This window comes from Streptomyces xingningensis (assembly GCF_054957865.1).
Genome location: NZ_JBDJPF010000012.1, coordinates 1 through 16,108, shown reverse-complemented (window position 1 = coordinate 16,108; position 16,108 = coordinate 1). Strand labels below are relative to the sequence as shown.

Annotated in this window: 15 protein-coding genes and 1 pseudogene; 4 read left to right on the top strand and 12 right to left on the bottom strand. The window is 69.8% G+C overall.

Features of this window, described 5'->3' with window-relative positions:
* Window positions 1-190 precede the first annotated feature (190 nt).
* From ABCR83_RS08940 to ABCR83_RS08925, 4 genes and pseudogenes are all read right to left on the bottom strand, one after another.
* Window positions 191-1,567: an NADH-quinone oxidoreductase subunit D gene (locus ABCR83_RS08940; protein ID WP_462694325.1), complete on the bottom strand. Its 1,377-nt coding sequence runs from the start codon at window positions 1,565-1,567 to the stop codon at window positions 191-193.
* A pseudogene (locus ABCR83_RS08935) lies at window positions 1,567-2,397 on the bottom strand (NADH-quinone oxidoreductase subunit C); the annotation flags it as partial. The pseudogene ABCR83_RS08935 and the gene ABCR83_RS08940, both read right to left, overlap by 1 nt.
* Window positions 2,289-2,861, bottom strand: a complete 573-nt coding sequence (locus ABCR83_RS08930; protein WP_462694324.1) for a NuoB/complex I 20 kDa subunit family protein — start codon at window positions 2,859-2,861, stop codon at window positions 2,289-2,291. The gene ABCR83_RS08930 and the pseudogene ABCR83_RS08935, both read right to left, overlap by 109 nt.
* Before the next feature lie 15 nt (window positions 2,862-2,876).
* Entirely contained in the window at window positions 2,877-3,236 is a 360-nt protein-coding gene (locus tag ABCR83_RS08925; protein WP_462694323.1) for an NADH-quinone oxidoreductase subunit A, read from the bottom strand.
* A gap of 746 nt (window positions 3,237-3,982) precedes the next feature.
* Here ABCR83_RS08925 and ABCR83_RS08920 point away from each other — a divergent pair.
* Window positions 3,983-4,870: a C40 family peptidase gene (locus ABCR83_RS08920; RefSeq protein ID WP_462694322.1), complete on the top strand. Its 888-nt coding sequence runs from the start codon at window positions 3,983-3,985 to the stop codon at window positions 4,868-4,870.
* Window positions 4,871-5,132: 262 nt separating this feature from the next.
* Here the strand turns inward: ABCR83_RS08920 and ABCR83_RS08915 are convergent, their stop codons facing one another.
* Window positions 5,133-5,690 carry a Uma2 family endonuclease gene (locus tag ABCR83_RS08915; protein WP_462694321.1) on the bottom strand — a complete coding sequence of 186 codons (558 nt, stop codon included), beginning with the start codon at window positions 5,688-5,690 and terminating at the stop codon, window positions 5,133-5,135.
* A 456-nt stretch (window positions 5,691-6,146) separates the two neighbouring features.
* Here ABCR83_RS08915 and ABCR83_RS08910 point away from each other — a divergent pair, with 456 nt between their 5' ends.
* Window positions 6,147-7,148, top strand: coding sequence for a winged helix-turn-helix domain-containing protein (locus ABCR83_RS08910; protein WP_462694320.1), 1,002 nt, complete (start codon window positions 6,147-6,149; stop codon window positions 7,146-7,148).
* A gap of 118 nt (window positions 7,149-7,266) precedes the next feature.
* On the opposite strand, the gene ABCR83_RS08905 is transcribed toward ABCR83_RS08910, so the two are convergent.
* Window positions 7,267-7,581 (bottom strand): DUF1330 domain-containing protein, encoded by a 315-nt coding sequence (locus ABCR83_RS08905; RefSeq protein WP_462694319.1) that lies wholly within the window; start codon window positions 7,579-7,581, stop codon window positions 7,267-7,269.
* Between the two features lie 217 nt (window positions 7,582-7,798).
* Here ABCR83_RS08905 and ABCR83_RS08900 point away from each other — a divergent pair, with 217 nt between their 5' ends.
* Both ABCR83_RS08900 and ABCR83_RS08895 read left to right on the top strand, forming a co-directional pair.
* The gene (locus ABCR83_RS08900; protein WP_462694318.1) at window positions 7,799-8,389 is read left to right on the top strand and encodes a YceI family protein; all 591 of its coding nucleotides are present in this window, start codon (window positions 7,799-7,801) and stop codon (window positions 8,387-8,389) included.
* 183 nt (window positions 8,390-8,572) lie between these two features.
* Window positions 8,573-8,992 carry a hypothetical protein gene (locus ABCR83_RS08895; RefSeq protein ID WP_462694317.1) on the top strand — a complete coding sequence of 140 codons (420 nt, stop codon included), beginning with the start codon at window positions 8,573-8,575 and terminating at the stop codon, window positions 8,990-8,992.
* An 84-nt stretch (window positions 8,993-9,076) separates the two neighbouring features.
* Here the strand turns inward: ABCR83_RS08895 and ABCR83_RS08890 are convergent, their stop codons facing one another.
* From ABCR83_RS08890 to ABCR83_RS08865, 6 genes are all read right to left on the bottom strand, one after another.
* Window positions 9,077-9,874, bottom strand: a complete 798-nt coding sequence (locus ABCR83_RS08890) for a GNAT family N-acetyltransferase (RefSeq protein ID WP_462694316.1) — start codon at window positions 9,872-9,874, stop codon at window positions 9,077-9,079.
* 159 nt (window positions 9,875-10,033) lie between these two features.
* Window positions 10,034-10,822 (bottom strand): class I SAM-dependent methyltransferase, encoded by a 789-nt coding sequence (locus ABCR83_RS08885; RefSeq protein ID WP_462694315.1) that lies wholly within the window; start codon window positions 10,820-10,822, stop codon window positions 10,034-10,036.
* A gap of 94 nt (window positions 10,823-10,916) precedes the next feature.
* Complete coding sequence (locus tag ABCR83_RS08880; protein ID WP_462694314.1) at window positions 10,917-12,200, bottom strand: geranylgeranyl reductase family protein; 1,284 nt, start codon at window positions 12,198-12,200, stop codon at window positions 10,917-10,919.
* A gap of 103 nt (window positions 12,201-12,303) precedes the next feature.
* Window positions 12,304-14,475: a hypothetical protein gene (locus tag ABCR83_RS08875; protein ID WP_462694313.1), complete on the bottom strand. Its 2,172-nt coding sequence runs from the start codon at window positions 14,473-14,475 to the stop codon at window positions 12,304-12,306.
* A gap of 172 nt (window positions 14,476-14,647) precedes the next feature.
* Complete coding sequence (locus tag ABCR83_RS08870; protein WP_462694312.1) at window positions 14,648-15,343, bottom strand: demethylmenaquinone methyltransferase; 696 nt, start codon at window positions 15,341-15,343, stop codon at window positions 14,648-14,650.
* A gap of 344 nt (window positions 15,344-15,687) precedes the next feature.
* Window positions 15,688-16,108, bottom strand: a 421-nt coding sequence (locus ABCR83_RS08865) for a Uma2 family endonuclease (protein WP_462694311.1), incomplete at its 5' end; no start/stop codon positions are given.

Here is a 16,108-nt window from a genome sequence, read left to right as displayed (position 1 = left end):
GACTTCACTCACCGTGCCCCTCCGTTCGCTTCTCCGCCCGCGCGGCGCAGAGGTGCGGCCATCGCTGTCATCTGCGGCCCGGCGGCCGCGCGTGCGACGCACCCCTCCACCCCGTTCGCTTCTCCGCCCGCGCGGCGCAGAGGTGCGGCCATCGCTGTCGTCTGCGGCCCGGCGGCCGCGCGTGCGACGCTCACCGGTCGACGCCTCCCATCACCGGGTCAATGGACGCCACCGCGACGATGACGTCGGCCACCTGGCCGCCCTCGCACATCGCCGCCATGGACTGGAGGTTGGTGAAGGACGGGTCGCGGAAGTGCACCCGGTACGGCCGGGTGCCGCCGTCGCTCACCACATGCACGCCCAGCTCGCCCCTGGGCGACTCCACGGCCGCGTACACCTGTCCCGGCGGCACCCGGAATCCCTCGGTCACCAGCTTGAAGTGGTGGATCAGGGCCTCCATCGAGGTGCCCATGATCTTCTTGATGTGGTCCAGGGAGTTGCCGAGTCCGTCTGGCCCCAGCGCCAGCTGCGCGGGCCAGGCGATCTTCTTGTCCTCGACCATCACGGCACCCGGCTGGAGCCGGTCCAGGCACTGCTCGACGATGCGCAGCGATTGCCGCATCTCCTCCAGCCGGATCAGGAAGCGCCCATAGGCATCACAGGTGTCGCCGGTCGGCACCTCGAAGTCATAGGTCTCATAGCCGCAGTAGGGCTGTGACTTGCGCAGGTCGTGCGGGAGCCCGGCGGCCCGCAGTATCGGGCCGGTCACGCCGAGCGCCATGCAGCCGGTGAGGTCGAGGTGACCGACGTTCTGCAGGCGGGCCTTGAAGGCCGGGTTGCCGGTGGCGAGCTTGTCGTACTCCAGGAGGTTCTTGCGCATCTTCTTGACGAACTCGCGCACCTGGTCCACCGCGCCCGGCGGCAGGTCCTGGGCCAGCCCGCCGGGGCGCACATAGGCGTGGTTCATGCGGAGGCCGGTGATCAGCTCGAAGATGTCGAGCACCATCTCGCGGTCGCGGAAGCCGAAGATCGCGATGGTGGTGGCACCGAGCTCCATGCCGCCGGTGGCGATGTACACCAGGTGCGAGGAGATTCGGTTCAGCTCCATCAGCAGCACCCGGATCACCGTGGCCCGGGACGGGACCTGCTCCTCGATGCCGAGCAGCCTCTCGACTCCCAGGCAGTACGCCGTCTCATTGTGGAGCGGCATCAGATAGTCCATGCGCGTGACGAAGGTGGTGCCCTGCGTCCAGTTGCGGTACTCGAGGTTCTTCTCGATGCCGGTGTGCAGATAGCCGATGCCGGCCCGGGCCTCGGTGACCGTCTCTCCGTCGATCTCCAGGATGAGTCGGAGCACTCCATGGGTGGAGGGGTGCTGGGGGCCCATGTTGACGACGATGCGTTCGTCATCGGCCCGTTGGGCGGCGGTGGTGATCTCGTCCCAGTCGCCGCCGGTGACGGTGTAGACCGTGCCCTCGGTGGTTTCGCGGGAGCTTGACGGGTGCTGTGTCCCGAAGGGACTCGATGAGGGGTGGTGGTCGGGTGACGGGTGGGCGGGTGTGGACATCAGCTGTACGACCTCCGCTGGTCCGGAGCCGGGATCTGGGCGCCCTTGTACTCGACGGGAATGCCGCCGAGGGGGTAGTCCTTGCGCTGCGGGAAGCCCTGCCAGTCGTCCGGCATCATGATCCGTGTCAGTGCCGGATGGCCGTCGAAGATCAGCCCGAAGAAGTCATAGGTCTCGCGCTCGTGCCAGTCGTTGGTCGGGTAGACATCGACGATGGACGGCACATGCGGGTCGTCGTCGGGGGCACCGACCTCCAGCCGGATCAGCCGGTTGTGGGTGATCGAGCGCAGGTGGTAGACGGCGTGCAGCTCGCGGCCCTTGTCGCCGGGGTAGTGCACCCCGCTGACTCCGGTGCAGAGTTCAAAGCGCAGCGCGGGGTCGTCGCGCAGGGTCCGGGCGACCCGCGGCAGATGCTCGCGGGCGATGTGGAAGGTGAGTTCCCCCCGGTCGACGACGGTCTTCTCGATGGCGTTCGCCGGGACGAGCCCCTGCTCCTCCAGCGCGCCCTCCAGCTCGTCCGCCACCTCGTCGAACCAACTGCCGTACGGCCGGGTGGCCTCGCCGGGCAGCCGTACGGTCCGCACCAGGCGCCCGTATCCGCTGGTATCGCCCCCGTTGTTGGCGCCGAACATGCCATGCCGGACCCCGATGGCCTCGCCGCCGTCCGCTCGCTGGGCGGGGACCTGCTCCTCGGGGGTCCGGGGGGTTCGCTCCTGCTCGCTCACTGCGGCAGCCCTTTCTTTCCAGTAGAGAGGGGCATGTCCAGCAGGGGCAGGGCCTTGAGCGCCGCCTCCTCCGCCTGGCGGTCCGCTTCCCTGCGATGGGGTCCGAGCTTCTCGCCCTGGATCTTTTTGTGCAGCTTCAGAATCGCGTCCATCAGCATCTCGGGACGTGGTGGACAGCCGGGCAGATAGATGTCGACGGGCACGATGTGGTCCACGCCCTGCACGATCGCGTAGTTGTTGAACATGCCTCCGCTGGAGGCGCAGACCCCCATGGAGATGACCCATTTGGGGCTGGGCATCTGGTCGTAGACCTGCCGCAGCACCGGCGCCATCTTCTGGCTGACCCGCCCGGCCACGATCATCAGGTCCGCCTGGCGCGGGGAGCCGCGGAAGACCTCCATGCCGAAGCGGGCGAGGTCGTACCGCCCGGCGCCGGTCGTCATCATCTCGATGGCGCAGCAGGCCAGGCCGAAGGTGGCCGGGAAGACGGACGCCTTGCGGACCCACCCCGCCGCCTGTTCGACGGTGGTCAGCATGAACCCACTGGGCAGCTTCTCTTCGAGTCCCATGTGCGGTGTGGCCCCCTAGTCCCATTCCAGGCCGCCGCGCCGCCATACATAGGCGTAGGCGACGAAGACGGTGAGTACGAAGAGCAGCATCTCGACGAGCCCGAACAGCCCCAGGGCGTCAAAGCTGACGGCCCAGGGGTAGAGGAAGACGATCTCGATGTCGAAGACGATGAAGAGCATCGCCGTCAGGTAGTACTTGATCGGGAAGCGCCCGCCGCCGGCCGGATGCGGGGTCGGCTCGATGCCGCACTCATACGCCTCGAGCTTGGCGCGGTTGTACCTCTTGGGCCCGATGAGCGATGCCATGACCACGGAGAAGATCGCGAAGCCCGCACCGAGGGCTCCCAGTACGAGGATGGGCGCATAGGCGTTCACCGCTCCCCGCTCCTTCCAGTCGACGCTGACTGCTGCTGGCTGGCCGGACCCGGCAGGCGCTCCGCCCGCGCGGACCGCGGATCCCGCCGAACACAAAGCGAATTCACCGTGAAGATCCTCTCCATGTGAGGCAGTTCACAAGCCCGGGTCGAGGGCATCTTATGCCTGGCAGTCTGTGATCTGCGACACGGCGTACGCCACCGCGTTTGTGATCTCCACCACCTGACGAACGATCATCAAGTCGGATGAGCGGTGATCTTCATACGCGAAGCTTCTGAGTGATCACCAGTGGTGATATTTCAGCGCTTACGCACTGGTGGAAGCGGTGCGGCCCTATCAAGACATGGGCCCTACATGCAAATTGGCAAACCCTGCCGTCAACTGATAGAGGAATGCCACCCGCCGGGGCGACCACGGTCACCCCACCCCTTGAGGGCGGCTCGCGCTTCTCTTCACGAGCGCGCATCCGGGAGGGACGGGGCGTGAACTCCACCACGCCGCCAGGCATCCGGCGACCGCCTCCGGGAAGACGCCTCGACGGCCGAGACCGAAACGTGATATGCCGTCCGGCCGATCTCCGACGGTGCCCAAATGCCATGCACAGGCGCATGATCACGATTTCCGGCAGGTATAGGTGGAGGCTGTCTCCGGGGCCCGGATGTCGAATTTCGGCCCCCTGCAAGCCAATTGTGACCTACGCCACTCGTATTGAACTCAACCTGCGCTGACTGGTAAGCCCTTGTCCCATGTCCCCCAACGCGCACATAACCAGCCACCGGAAGCCCCGTCGCCCGGTGACCCAGTCCTGGGTCGTTCGTACGGGTGTTGCCGGTGGCGTCCTCAGCACCCTGGCTGTCACCGCGGCTGCCCAGGCCAACGCCGCCGAGAAGCCGGTCGAGTCGACGATGGAGATGCCGGCGCTGAACGCCGCGCTCGCCACCTCGATCGCGCAGAGCGCGGACGCCACGCAGCAGACCGCCGTGGAGTACCAGGTCAGAGCGCAGGTGGACAAGGCGGCCGAGCACGCCCGGGCCGAGGCCAAGAAGGCCAAGCAGGAGGCCGACCGCAAGGCCGAGGCCGAGCGCAAGGCCGCCGAGGCCAAGCAGAAGCGCGAGGCCGAGGCGGAGGCCCGTGCCTCCCGCGACGCCCAGCGCGCCTCCCTCAGCACCAAGAGCAAGGCCGCGTCGTCCGACTCCTCGGACTCTTCGGACTCCTCCGACTCGTCGTCCTCCTCTTCTTCCTCTTCCTCCTCCGCCTCGAAGTCGAGCTCGCACGCGACCGGCAGTACCGCGACGCTGCTCTCCTTCCTCCAGGCCCAGGTCGGCAAGGCCTATGTGTCCGGCGCCACCGGCCCGTCCTCCTACGACTGCTCCGGCCTGGTCATGACCGCCTACCAGCAGATCGGCATCGACCTGCCGCGCGTCTCGCAGGACCAGTCGGCCGCCGGCACCCAGGTGGGCCTCAGCAACCTCCAGCCCGGCGACATCCTCTACTGGGGCTCCTCGGGCAGCGCCTACCACGTCGCCGTCTACATCGGCGGCGGCAAGTTCATCGGCGCGCAGAACCCCAGCAGCGGCGTTGTCGAGCGCGACCTGAGCTACGACCCGCCCACCGGCGCGGTCCGCGTCATGTGACGAGCTCCGGCACATCCGGCGTGAATGCATGAACACGTGAATGCATGAACAAGGGCCGCCGTCCCCCCACGGGACGGCGGCCCTTGGGCGTTCCCGGCCGCCTTCCCCCGTGCCCTCCCGGGCCAACGCGACAGCCGGGCTCACGCCCTACCGGAATCGGGCCGATGTTCAGGCGACCCGGTTCCGGATTCTGCGACAGGTGCGTCCGTGCGTACAAAGCCCTTCGGATACAGGCGAATTCGGACATTCGGCAGCACTGACGTCAGGAGTGGTACCGGGGGAACTCGGAGGTGTCGACGGTCCACGGCCCGACCGGGACGGTGTCGCCGAAGACGTAGTTGTGGCGTGCCTGATAGCAACGGTGCCCGTCACCATCCAGGCCCCGGGGGTCGGACATGACCGCCACGGTCCCCTTGCGCGGGTCGATCAGCAGATACCAGGGGATGCCCAGGGCCGGATAGTCACGCATCTTCTGTGCGTAGTCATTCGCGTGGTTGGACGGCGAGACGACCTCGGCGGCCAGCTCCAGGTCTCGCGGGTGAAAGGGGCCGAGCGTGTCCATCGCGGCTTCCGGAAGGACGACCAGATCCGGGCGGCGCAGAATCCCGAGCGACGGATCCTCGACGTCTCCGCCGGTGTGCGCCACCAGTTCATCCGGAAGCTGCCTGTCCAGCTGGCGGCGCAGCCGCATGGCCACCAACTCATGAGTGCCCGATGGACTCATCATCATGACGATGCTGCCGTCGGAGATCTCGACTTTGCCGGCACCGGGCAGTGCGGACAGTTCCTCGGCGATGGCGCGCATACGTGCGTAGTCCATGGCATCGCTCCTGCTGAGTGCGGGACGTAGGTCCTCATCGTGCCACCCACCTCTGACAACGCCCGGTACCCGCGAGCGGTCATGGCACCGACCGTCCCCGCAAGGGAGGGATCGATGTGATGCGCGCCATATGACGCACCCGTGCCTGGCCCAAGGGCCGCCGTCCCGTCCCCGCTCGGGACGGCGGCCCCTCGGCATTCCCCGGTGCCCTTCCCCCGTTGCCCCACATCCCCCGTGGGTCAACAGGGCACCCGGGCCCACGCCGTACCGGCCGGCGTCCGGGTCGCCGTCCGGACGGCGACCCGACCCGGATTCTGCGGGGTGACCACCCCCGCACACAAAGCCCTTCGGTCCTGCCCGAAACCGGACGTACCGGCTCGGCTTACCATAATTGGAAGGACGTGTTCCTTTACCCCCTGTGCGCCATCCCCCCCACACACACCGCCAGGAACACCCATGACGCTGCGCCTGCACTTCGCCCCCGAGGACCTCGGCCGGGTGAGGATCACCGCCACACCCGACCCGCTGGCGGAAGCGACCTTCAGCCTGCCCCTGCTGCAGAACCCCTGGCAGGGCGCCCCCGCCCTGGACGGCTGGCGGCAGCGCACCCTGCGAGAGCTGGGCCCGACGGTCCGCCCCCTGCTGGAGCTCGCTCCGGCCGGGCTGGACGAGTACGTACCGGAAGCGTTCATCCGGGTACGCGACTCCATCTCCCTGGACCACAGCCTCCAGGCCACCTGGAGCATGCCGCGCCGCATCTGGACGGCCGACCTGTCGATAGCCGAGGAGTGGCGGCCGTCCGTACCGCAGTGGATAGGCCGGCTGCACACCGGCGACCGCGAGGCCGCCCTGCTGGTGGACCGGGCCTTCCGCAACTACTACGACGCCGCCATCGCGCCCTACTGGCCCCAGCTCGCCGCCTGCGCCCACGCCGACCGCGCCCACCGGGCCCGGGTCCTCGCCGACCATGGAGTGGAGTACCTGCTCAGCACGCTCCACCCGGCGCTGCGCTGGGAGTTCCCCGTGCTGCACGCGCCCTGCACCATGGACGTCGACCTCCAGCTGGCGGGGCGCGGAGTGCTGCTCACCCCGACCTTCTTCCTCACCGCCCCGGTGTTCCGCCTGGACAGCGCCGACCCCGACGCACCGCTGGAGGTGCGCTACCCGGTCGCCCGCGAACTGGGCACCTACCAGTCGGTGCTGGCCCCCGCCATCACCGGCCAGAGCCAACTCACCCAGCTCACCGCCCTGTTGGGCCGCACCCGGGCCCGAGTGCTGGACGCCGCCGCGACCGGCGGCAGCACCGCCCAACTCGCCCGGCGCGCAAGCGTCTCCCCCGCCTCGGCCAGCGAGCACGCGACCGTACTGCGGGCATCCGGCCTGATCACCACGCAGCGCATGGGGTCGTCGGTGCATCACTCCCTGACACCGCTGGGACGGGCGTTGCTGGAGGGGTAGTCCATGGGCCAGCCCGCGACCGGCCGGCGGGCCTGGTGCCCGGCCTCACCGGCCCGGTGCCCGCGCCCACAGTCAGGCTGTACGGCGCGGGAACAGCGGCGCGTTTCACTGCATCCGCTCAGGCCGGGAGGGAGAAACCCTCGGGCGGCGCGCCCTCGACGAACAGCATCCCCACTCGGACCTTGCCCTCTCGTATCTCCCTTGCACGCCGGTACTCCGGGGAGTCGTACCACTCCCGGAGCCGGCCCATATCGGGAAACTCGATGACCACGACCCGAGAGGACTCCCAGGTACCTTCGACAGGCTCGGGCGTGGGGCTCGCAACCAGGTAGCGGCCGCCGTGGCCGAGGATGGACTCCTGGGCCACGGACGCATAGGCCAAACCGGCCTCCTCATCGAGCACATCGACGTTGATGATGGCGTAAGCGGGCATGGGGGTGTCCATCCTTTACACAAGGCGCGTCCTGATCTCATGGCAGAGACTATTGGGGAGACGAGCCAGGAGATCAGGGGGCCCCACACCGGCCGGTGTGGGGCGCGCAGAGGCCGTAGCGGCCCAGGGCACACGAAGGCGCGGAGAATTCCATGGCGTCCTATCCTGGCGGAAGGGGGCAGGTCCGAAGGGGCGGAGCCCCTGCCCGGGAGGTGCCATGGGTATCACCAGATGGTTCTTCGAACCCGGCCACACCGGCGCCGAATTCCGCGCCCGGCACATGATGGTCGCCTATGTGCGCGGGCAGTTGAAGAACGTGCGCGGCTCACTGGAGGTCGACCCGGACGATCCGGAGAAAGCCCGTGTGGAGGCGGTGATCGACGCGGCCCAGGTGTACACGGGCCAGGAACAGCGCGACGCCCACCTCCGCAGCGCGGATTTCTTCGACTGCGCGGCCCATCCGGAATGGACCTTCAGCGGGACGGGCGTCCATCAGGCGAGCGCGACCGAATTCGAGGTCACCGGGGATCTCACCATCCGGGGCACGACCCGTCCCGTGACGTTCGATGTCACCTACCTGGGGCAGTGGGACACCCCCTGGTGGGAAGACGGCCGCGACGCCGGGCCCAGGCGCAGGGCCGGTTTCACCGCCACGACCCGTCTCAACCGCCAGGACTTCGGGGTGAGCTGGAACGACGTGGTCGACCGGGGCGGGGTAGTCGTCAGTGACATGGTCGACGTCACTGTTGACGTGGAGGCCGTCCTGGAGGGCGGCGGCACCACCGCCAGGGCCGACGCCGCCGCATAGGGCCGACGCCACCGCGCCGAGGGAGCCCGGGCCGGGGCCATCCCTCCAGCAGCGGCCGGATGGCACGACAACCGGTTTCCCACGGCGGCTCCATGACCACCAGCCGGCACCGGTACATCCGCTGATGGCGGGCTGAGTACGCGTACTCAGGCGGCGGGACCCCCCTCCCGAGACGCTGAGGGCATGACTCCGCTTCCCGCCGCCCCACCGGTGCGCCCTTCCGACCTGCCGCCGCGCGGCCGTGATCACGACCGCGGCAAGGGCGTGCCCTGGTACACCGATCTGCTGATCGCCCTTGGCCTGCTGCTGTTGGAGTGCGTCGCGGTGGCCGGTCTTGGCTTTGTCCTGGTCATGATGGGGCGGTCCTACGGGGAGGAGTACTCCAGGACGCACGGCGCACCGTCGCTGCCCGACCTGATCGGTCTCGCCCAGGTCTGCCTGATCATCATCGCCGCGGTCTGCTCGGCGATCGCCATCGGGCTGTACTCGGCCCGGGCCTGGATCAGTGCCACTCTGCAGGTGACGGTGGCACTTGCCCTCGCTCTGGTGTCGCTGGAGATAAAGACGATACTGGCGTTGCTGGTGATGCAGGTGTACTCATGATGGCGGCGGCCAAGCTCTGCGCGCTTCTCCATGGTGTCAAGTCCGGCGCCTTCAGAACATGAGTACCCGTGGCCGCAGCCGGGTTCAGGCCACGGACAACCGCCCCACCGGCTCATACATATAAGGCGTGGTGACACTCAACGCCGCGAACCCCAGCCGCTGCAGGATCGGGCGGCTCTGGTCGGAGGCGTCGACCTGGAGGTACTCGTATCCGCGCTCGGCCGCGAGGCGGGTGCGGTGGGCGATCAGGGCGCGGTAGATGCCCTTGCCCCGCCATGCCTCCACCGTGCCGCCGCCCCAGAGACCCGCGAAGCCGGTGCCGGGGTAGAGCTCCATCCGGGCCGAGCTCACCGGGGTGTCACCGGCCATGGCGAGGTAGCCGAAGACCGTGTCGGGCTGCCCGGCCAGCTGGGCCAGCAGCTGCCGCTTGATGCGGCTGCCATCGGTGCCGAATGCCTGGTCGTGGACGTCCATCACCAGATCGACATCGGCCGGGGTGGTGACCGGGCGCAAGTGGACGCCCGCGGGGAGAGGGACGTCGACGGGCAGGTCGTGGATCCGGGCCACCATCAGGGTCTCCGGCTCCTCGGGAACGAAGCCCGCCGCGCGCAACCGGTCGCCGAGGTCGGCCGGTTGGTCGTGGGAGTAGAGCTTCCACTCGACGTCCTGGCCGAGCGAGGTGAAGTACCGCACCTGTTCGGCGATGGCCGCGTCCGCGGTGCGTTCGTCCAGGCCGGACCAGAGGATGTAGTTTCCGCTGCCATCGGGAGTGGTCTGGCGCACCACCTCGCCCACCCGCTCAATGCGGGCGGTGGGGCCGTCGGGCACGCCGTTCCGCCGCATTCGGTCGTCGAATTCGCCGAGTACCTTCGCTTTGTCCATCCGTGCATTCCAGCAGCGCGCGACGGGCGCGGCAAAGGGGTTTCCTTCCGGGAGAGGAATGGTTCTGCCCGCGGCGGCCTGAGTGCTCATACTCGGGCGGCGGGCCGCGGCGCCCGGAGCACTGACGGCATGCGCCTTGCCAGTGCCGCGGAGTTGGCGTCAGACCGGCACCGCCGTCAGCCAGGCGTGGCGGTGGGTGAACCACAGCTCCCCGTCGACGGTGAGCGGGCGCAGTCCGGTCGCCGGGCCGCCGGCCAGCTCGGCCCTCAGCTCCCGCTCGATCCGCCGGGCGTCCTCGTCCGGGGTGCGGGCCTGCTCCAGCCACGGGCCCAACGGCCGTTCCACGTCCGTCACCTGGGCGGGGGCCACCTCGGCGCCCGCCGAGGACAGCAGCTCCGCGATCCGCTCGGCGGTCAGCGTGGTGCCGTGCGAGGGGTCCCGCAGCCGCTCCAGCCGGTCCGGGTCCCCGCCCCACTCCGGGCGCACCACCATGTCGGCCACCACCACCCGCCCATCCGGCCGGCAGACCCGCAGCAGCTCCCGCACCACGGTCTGCGGGGAGGCCATGTGGTGCAGCGAGAAGCGGGTGATGACCAGGGAGAACGAGTCGTCCAGGAAGGGCAGCCGACCGGCGTCGCCCTGCTGGAAGACGACGTTCCGGGCGCCTTCGGCATCGGCCTGCAGCTTGCCCGCGGCCAGCATCTCCGGGGTCGCGTCGAGCGCCGTCACATGGCGGGTGCGCCGGGCGAGCGCGCGCGCCACCAGGCCCGTACCGCAGGCGACTTCCAGGCAGACGTCATGCGGACGGGGGTCGGCGAAGTCGCCCAGTTCCCGCAGCCGACCGGTGAAGGCGCCGTTCAGCCGGGAGTCCTCGAATGTGACGGCCTGCCGGGCGAACTCCCGGCGTGTTCGGGAGAGTTGGTCCTCTTCGTGGCTGTGGAGTGACATGACGGAAGGCCCTTCCCAGCGAAAACAGCAGACACTTGTGTTTCATGCGTTTCAGCAGGCACTTGGGACAGTACCCCACGGGGACCAGGGTGGGTCATGCCTTGGGCGCCACCTTGCTCAGTCCATTGATGATGCGGTCCATGGCATCGCCGCCGGTGGGGTCGGTCAGGTTGGCGAGCATCTTGAGGGTGAACCTCATCAGCAGCGGGTGGGTCAGGCCGCGCTCCGTCGCCAGCTTCATGACCTTGGGGTTGCCGATGAGCTTCACAAAGGCGCGGCCGAGCGTGTAGTAGCCGCCATAGGTGTCCTTGAGGACCTTGGAGTAGCGCTGCAGGGCCAGCTCGCGCTGGGCGTGGGAGGCGCGGGCCTGGGCCTGGACGATGACCTCGGCGGCGATCTGGCCCGACTCCATGGCATAGGCGATGCCCTCGCCGTTGAAGGGGTTGACCAGGCCGCCCGCATCGCCGACCAGCAACAGGCCGCGGGTGTAGTGCGGTTGGCGGTTGAAGGCCATCGGGAGGGCGGCACCACGGATGGGGCCGGTCATGTTCTCGGGGGTGTAGCCCCAGTCCTCGGGCATGGAGGCGCACCAGGCCTTGAGGATCTCGCGCCAGTCCAACTCCCGGAAGGAATTCGAGGTGTTGAGCACCCCGAGCCCGACATTGCTGGTGCCGTCGCCCATGCCGAAGATCCAGCCGTAGCCGGGCAGCAGCCGGTCCTGCGGACCGCGGCGGTCCCACAGCTCCAGCCAGGACTCGAGGTAGTCGTCGTCGTGGCGCGGGGAGGTGAAGTAGGTGCGGACGGCCACGCCCATCGGGCGGTCCTCGCGCCGGTGCAGGCCCATGCCCAGCGAGAGCCGGGAGGAGTTGCCATCGGCGGCGACCACCAGGGGGGCACGGAAGGTGACGGGAGTCTTCTCCTCCCCCAGCTTGGCCTCGACGCCGATGATGCGGCCCGTACGGTCGTCGGTGACGGGGGCGCCGACATTGCAGCGCTCATACAGCCGGGCGCCCGCCTTGACGGCCTGCCGGGCCAGCTGCTCGTCGAAGTCGTCCCGCTTGCGGACCAGTCCGTAGTCGGGGTACGAGGCGAGCTCGGGCCAGTCGAGCTGGAGGCGGACACCGCCGCCGATGATGCGCAGGCCCTTGTTGCGCAGCCAGCCCGCCTCCTCGGAGATGTCGATGCCCATCGCGACCAGTTGCTTGGTGGCGCGCGGGGTGAGGCCGTCGCCGCACACCTTCTCGCGGGGGAAGGCCGTCTTCTCCAGGAGGAGCACCTCAAGCCCGGCCTTGGCCAGGTGGTACGCCGTGGCGGAGCCGGCGGGCCCGGCCCCGACCACGATCACATCGGCGGTGTGTCCGGCAGGGAACTCGGTCACGTCGGCTCTCCCGTTCAGCCAAGGGGTGGGTCTGCGCCGAGTCTATGAGCCGGGCGGCCGGCGGCGGGCGGCGGACCGGCCGTCGGCCGCCCGGATCACCGCGTCACCGGCTCGGCGGTCCGGCCGACCAGAAGTCCAGGGCCGCCTGGAAGGTCCGGTCGCGGGTGGCGGAGGGGAAGTCCCGGCCCTGGAAGAGAATGGCATATTCGGTGCCCGAATCATCCACATACGCCTGGTCGTTGGCGCGCATGGTCCGGCCGTGGTCGGTCCAGGTCCACTCCCACAGCGCGCCCGGCCTGCCCTGGAAGGTGTTCCGCGTCAGCTGGACGCGCCGATAGCCCTCCTGCCGGGCGACCACCTTCTCCATCTCCAGGAAGTGGTCGTAGACGGACTGCTTGGCATCCTTGAGGATGCCGACGCGCAGGTGCTCGGGGCCGGTGGGACCGTGGTAGTCGGTCTGGCCGCTGCCCTTCTCCTCCCGGGTCCAGCCCTTGACCACGGCGAGCGAGAAGCCTTGCGGGTCCGTCACCCGCTCATAGCCCGCGGGCGGGTCGCCCTGGGGCCGGGTGGCCTGGGCGTCGGGGGTGGGAGTGTCCGCCGTGGACGGGCTTGCGGACGGGGACTCGCTCGCCGAGGGGGACACGCCCGCCGGCGGGGACGCGCCCGCGGACGGCTGCCCGCCGGGCAGGGCGACCACGGGTGGCTTCGGCTTGGCCCGCTCGCCCTTGCCGTCGTCCTTCAGCAGCAGCACACCCCCGGCGACCGCACCGCCCACCACAAAGGCGGCCGCGCCGACGGCCGCCCAGCGCAGGGCACGCCCGCGCCGGTGCGCAGTGGACCACGGCGGGCCGGACGACGCCCCGCGGTCGATGACCGTGGGCAGCCGGCCGGGGGGCGGGGGCGGCGCATACCCCGGCATCGGCGGATGCGGTGGGGGCCCATACGGGCCCGGTCGCACCCCGCCGGCGCCCCGCGAGCTCTGGATCAGCATCGCCAGCAGCACGGCACCCACCGTCCACGCCAGCCCGAAGAGCAGGAACTCGCCCGCGTTGATGCCGAATTCGGTGCTGCCGACGCGCGGGCCGTAGGCGCGGGGGCGGTTGGCCGTCGCCTTGGCCGAGAATCCGGAGACCAGGGACAGCAGCCACACCGCGGCCAGGAAGAACACCCCGGACAGCACCGCCTCCTGGCGGCCCGCCGTCGCCCGGCGCACTACCAGCAGGGTCAGCGTCAGCGCACAGAGCACGCCCGCCGCCACCACGCCCGTCTGGGCCCAGCCGCCCCACTGGTCACCGACCTGGGAGAGTCCGGCACCGCCGTGCCAATGACGTCCGGGCCCAATGGAGTCGAGATCGCCATAGCCGGTGTCGCCGCCACCGGAGTACTCGGCGTCGGCGCCCCAGGACACCCCGAAGGACAGCATCGCGAAGTTGCCCAGTGCCACCAGCAGATAGGGGATGTCCCAGCCGTCGTCCAGCTGGTCCTGGTGCCAGAGGATGATCACGAAGTCGATCAGGGCCCATAGCGCCACCGACAGGGCGAGGGCGCGCAGTGCGGTGCCCCACGCCCGCATCGCCAGCAGCGCACCGGCGCTCGCCCGCCGGGCCAGCGCCTCGCGGCACAGCACCGCCGCGCTCAGCACCGCGGTCAGGCCGAAGGTGAGCAGGGCGGCGAGCACCGGGGTGGTGGAGACCGAGACGCTCTCGAAGTCCGGCTGCCCGTAGAGGCCGAGCGCCAGCACCGCGAGCGCGGCCAGCAGGGCGATCCGGATCGCCGCCGCCAGGCCGTCCCCGGCGGACCCGGCCGGATGGGAGCGGCGGCGCAGCAGACGGGCACCGATGATCGTGGCGGCGATCCACAGGGCGGTCATGGAGAGCACCCAGAGGGACACCGAGATGCCTGCGCCGTTGTCCCGCTCGATGTCGGCGGTGGCGCCGAGGCCCTGCAGCAGCACGGCGAGGGCGGTCTGGAAGCGGGTGGACCAGCTGCCGAACTCTCCCGAGCCGGACCGCGCCGAGAAGACCATCGCGACGATCACCAGCACCGCCACCGGCCACAGCGCGGCCTGGGCGGAGCTCGCCCAGTCGCCGGTGAAGACACGGCGCGCGAACAGGGCGCCGGGGGACGGCTGTTGACCGTACGGGGCCTGGGGAAGGTGGGCCGGGGGCGGGGGCGGCGCATACCCCGGCATCGGCGGCCCGGCCGGGGGCGGCGGCTGGAACGGTGGCGGAGGCGCGGACGGGCCCCCGGCCGCGGTCCCGCCCGGCCCCGTCAACTCCGGCCGCTCCTTCCCGCATTTCATACAGAAACGGGCATCAGATCCAAAGGGCGAACCGCAGGCAGGACAGTACAACGGCATAAGCGCTCCGAAGATGGGGCGAATGTGGGCCGTGGGGGAGGCGCCGCGGGGGGTTACCGGACGATTTTACCGAACGGCTCATCCCTGCCTAGGGATTCTTCACGCCTCGGTGCAATGCGACGACCCCACCGGTCAGATCGCGCCAGGCGACCTTCGACCAGCCGGCCCGCTGCAGCCGGGCGGCGAGCGCGGACTGGTCGGGCCAGGCGCGGATGGACTCGGCGAGGTAGACATAGGCGTCCGGGTTGCTGCTCACCGCGCGGGCGGCCGGCGGCAGGGCACGCATCAGGTACTCGGTGTAGACGGTGCGGAACGGCGCCCAGCTGGGGTGGCTGAACTCGCAGATCACCACCCGCCCGCCCGGCTTGGTCACCCGCAGCAGCTCGCCCAGCGCGGCATCGGTGTCCTGCACATTGCGCAGCCCGAAGGAGATGGTGACGGCGTCGAACACATTCGACGCGAAGGGCAGCCGGGTCGCGTCACCGGCGGTCAGCGGCAGCCAGGGGTTGCGCTTCTTGCCCTCGCGCAGCATGCCCAGCGAGAAGTCGCAGGGGACCACATAGGCGCCATCGGCGGCGAAGGGCAGCGATGAGGTGCCCGTACCGGCCGCCAGGTCCAGCACCTTCTCCCCGGGACGGGCGGCGACCGCCTTCGCCACGGCCTTGCGCCACAGCCGGGCCTGGCCGAGCGAGAGCACATCATTGGTCAGGTCGTACTTGGCCGCCACGTCGTCGAACATGGCGGCGACTTCATACGGCTGCTTGTCCAGGGAGGCTCGGGTCACTCCCCCATTGTTCACCCCGCGCTCTGGACGCGGACGACCGCCCCGGAAGGTGACGCCTCACGGCACGGACTGCGCATCCCTGTGGGCCCCCGCGCCCCCAGGACCACCGGGCCCCCTGCCTCGTCGCCCCCCTCGGCGACCCGGCTGCTCTCCCGGTGGTGCGCGTCTTTGTGGTCCGCCGGTTTCCACCGGTCGTCCGGACCCTCCAGCTCGCACCGCGAGACGGCCGGAGCGGCCGTCCCCGCGTGGATCATCCTGGAGGGTGGAAGGGGTGGGGAGGGTTCCTCTTGGCGCGGTCCTGATGGGCGGGGCGGTGGTCCTTACGGATCACTGACGGGGGGCGGTCACAACTCGACCAGACCGGCCAGGTCGATGGCGATGGGGAAGGGGTGGTCGGTCTCCAGCTTGCCGGTGTGAACCGGGTGCTCGGGGCACGGGATGTACTCGCCCCGGTCACGGTGCAGCCAGTACTCGTGTACCTCGGGGAGGTTGCCCGCAGCCCGCTCCACCCGCCAGTAGTACGGGACACCCGCCGCCGCGTACAGAGCCGGCTTGCGGACGCGATCGTCCTGGCGCGAGCCCGGGGATACCACCTCGACCATCAGGACGGCCTTCTCCACGGGGATGTGTTTCTCCTCGAAGAGATCGAGACCCGTCTTGTCGAAGACGACGATGTCAGGAACCGGAGGGTTGTACTTGTCGTTGACATCCTCCCCCTCGTAAACGAGGGGGATTCCTACGGCTCGCGCCGTGGGGTTTTCTGCT

What these genes read in the sequence shown, in the direction of transcription:
- ABCR83_RS08940 (WP_462694325.1), bottom strand. Translation starts at nt 1,567, where the DNA reads ATGTCCACACCCGCCCACCCGTCACCCGACCACCACCCCTCATCGAGT.
- ABCR83_RS08930 (WP_462694324.1), bottom strand. Translation starts at nt 2,861, where the DNA reads ATGGGACTCGAAGAGAAGCTGCCCAGTGGGTTCATGCTGACCACCGTC.
- ABCR83_RS08920 (WP_462694322.1), top strand. Translation starts at nt 3,983, where the DNA reads ATGTCCCCCAACGCGCACATAACCAGCCACCGGAAGCCCCGTCGCCCG.
- ABCR83_RS08915 (WP_462694321.1), bottom strand. Translation starts at nt 5,690, where the DNA reads ATGGACTACGCACGTATGCGCGCCATCGCCGAGGAACTGTCCGCACTG.
- ABCR83_RS08910 (WP_462694320.1), top strand. Translation starts at nt 6,147, where the DNA reads ATGACGCTGCGCCTGCACTTCGCCCCCGAGGACCTCGGCCGGGTGAGG.
- ABCR83_RS08905 (WP_462694319.1), bottom strand. Translation starts at nt 7,581, where the DNA reads ATGCCCGCTTACGCCATCATCAACGTCGATGTGCTCGATGAGGAGGCC.
- ABCR83_RS08900 (WP_462694318.1), top strand. Translation starts at nt 7,799, where the DNA reads ATGGGTATCACCAGATGGTTCTTCGAACCCGGCCACACCGGCGCCGAA.
- ABCR83_RS08895 (WP_462694317.1), top strand. Translation starts at nt 8,573, where the DNA reads ATGACTCCGCTTCCCGCCGCCCCACCGGTGCGCCCTTCCGACCTGCCG.
- ABCR83_RS08890 (WP_462694316.1), bottom strand. Translation starts at nt 9,874, where the DNA reads ATGGACAAAGCGAAGGTACTCGGCGAATTCGACGACCGAATGCGGCGG.
- ABCR83_RS08885 (WP_462694315.1), bottom strand. Translation starts at nt 10,822, where the DNA reads ATGTCACTCCACAGCCACGAAGAGGACCAACTCTCCCGAACACGCCGG.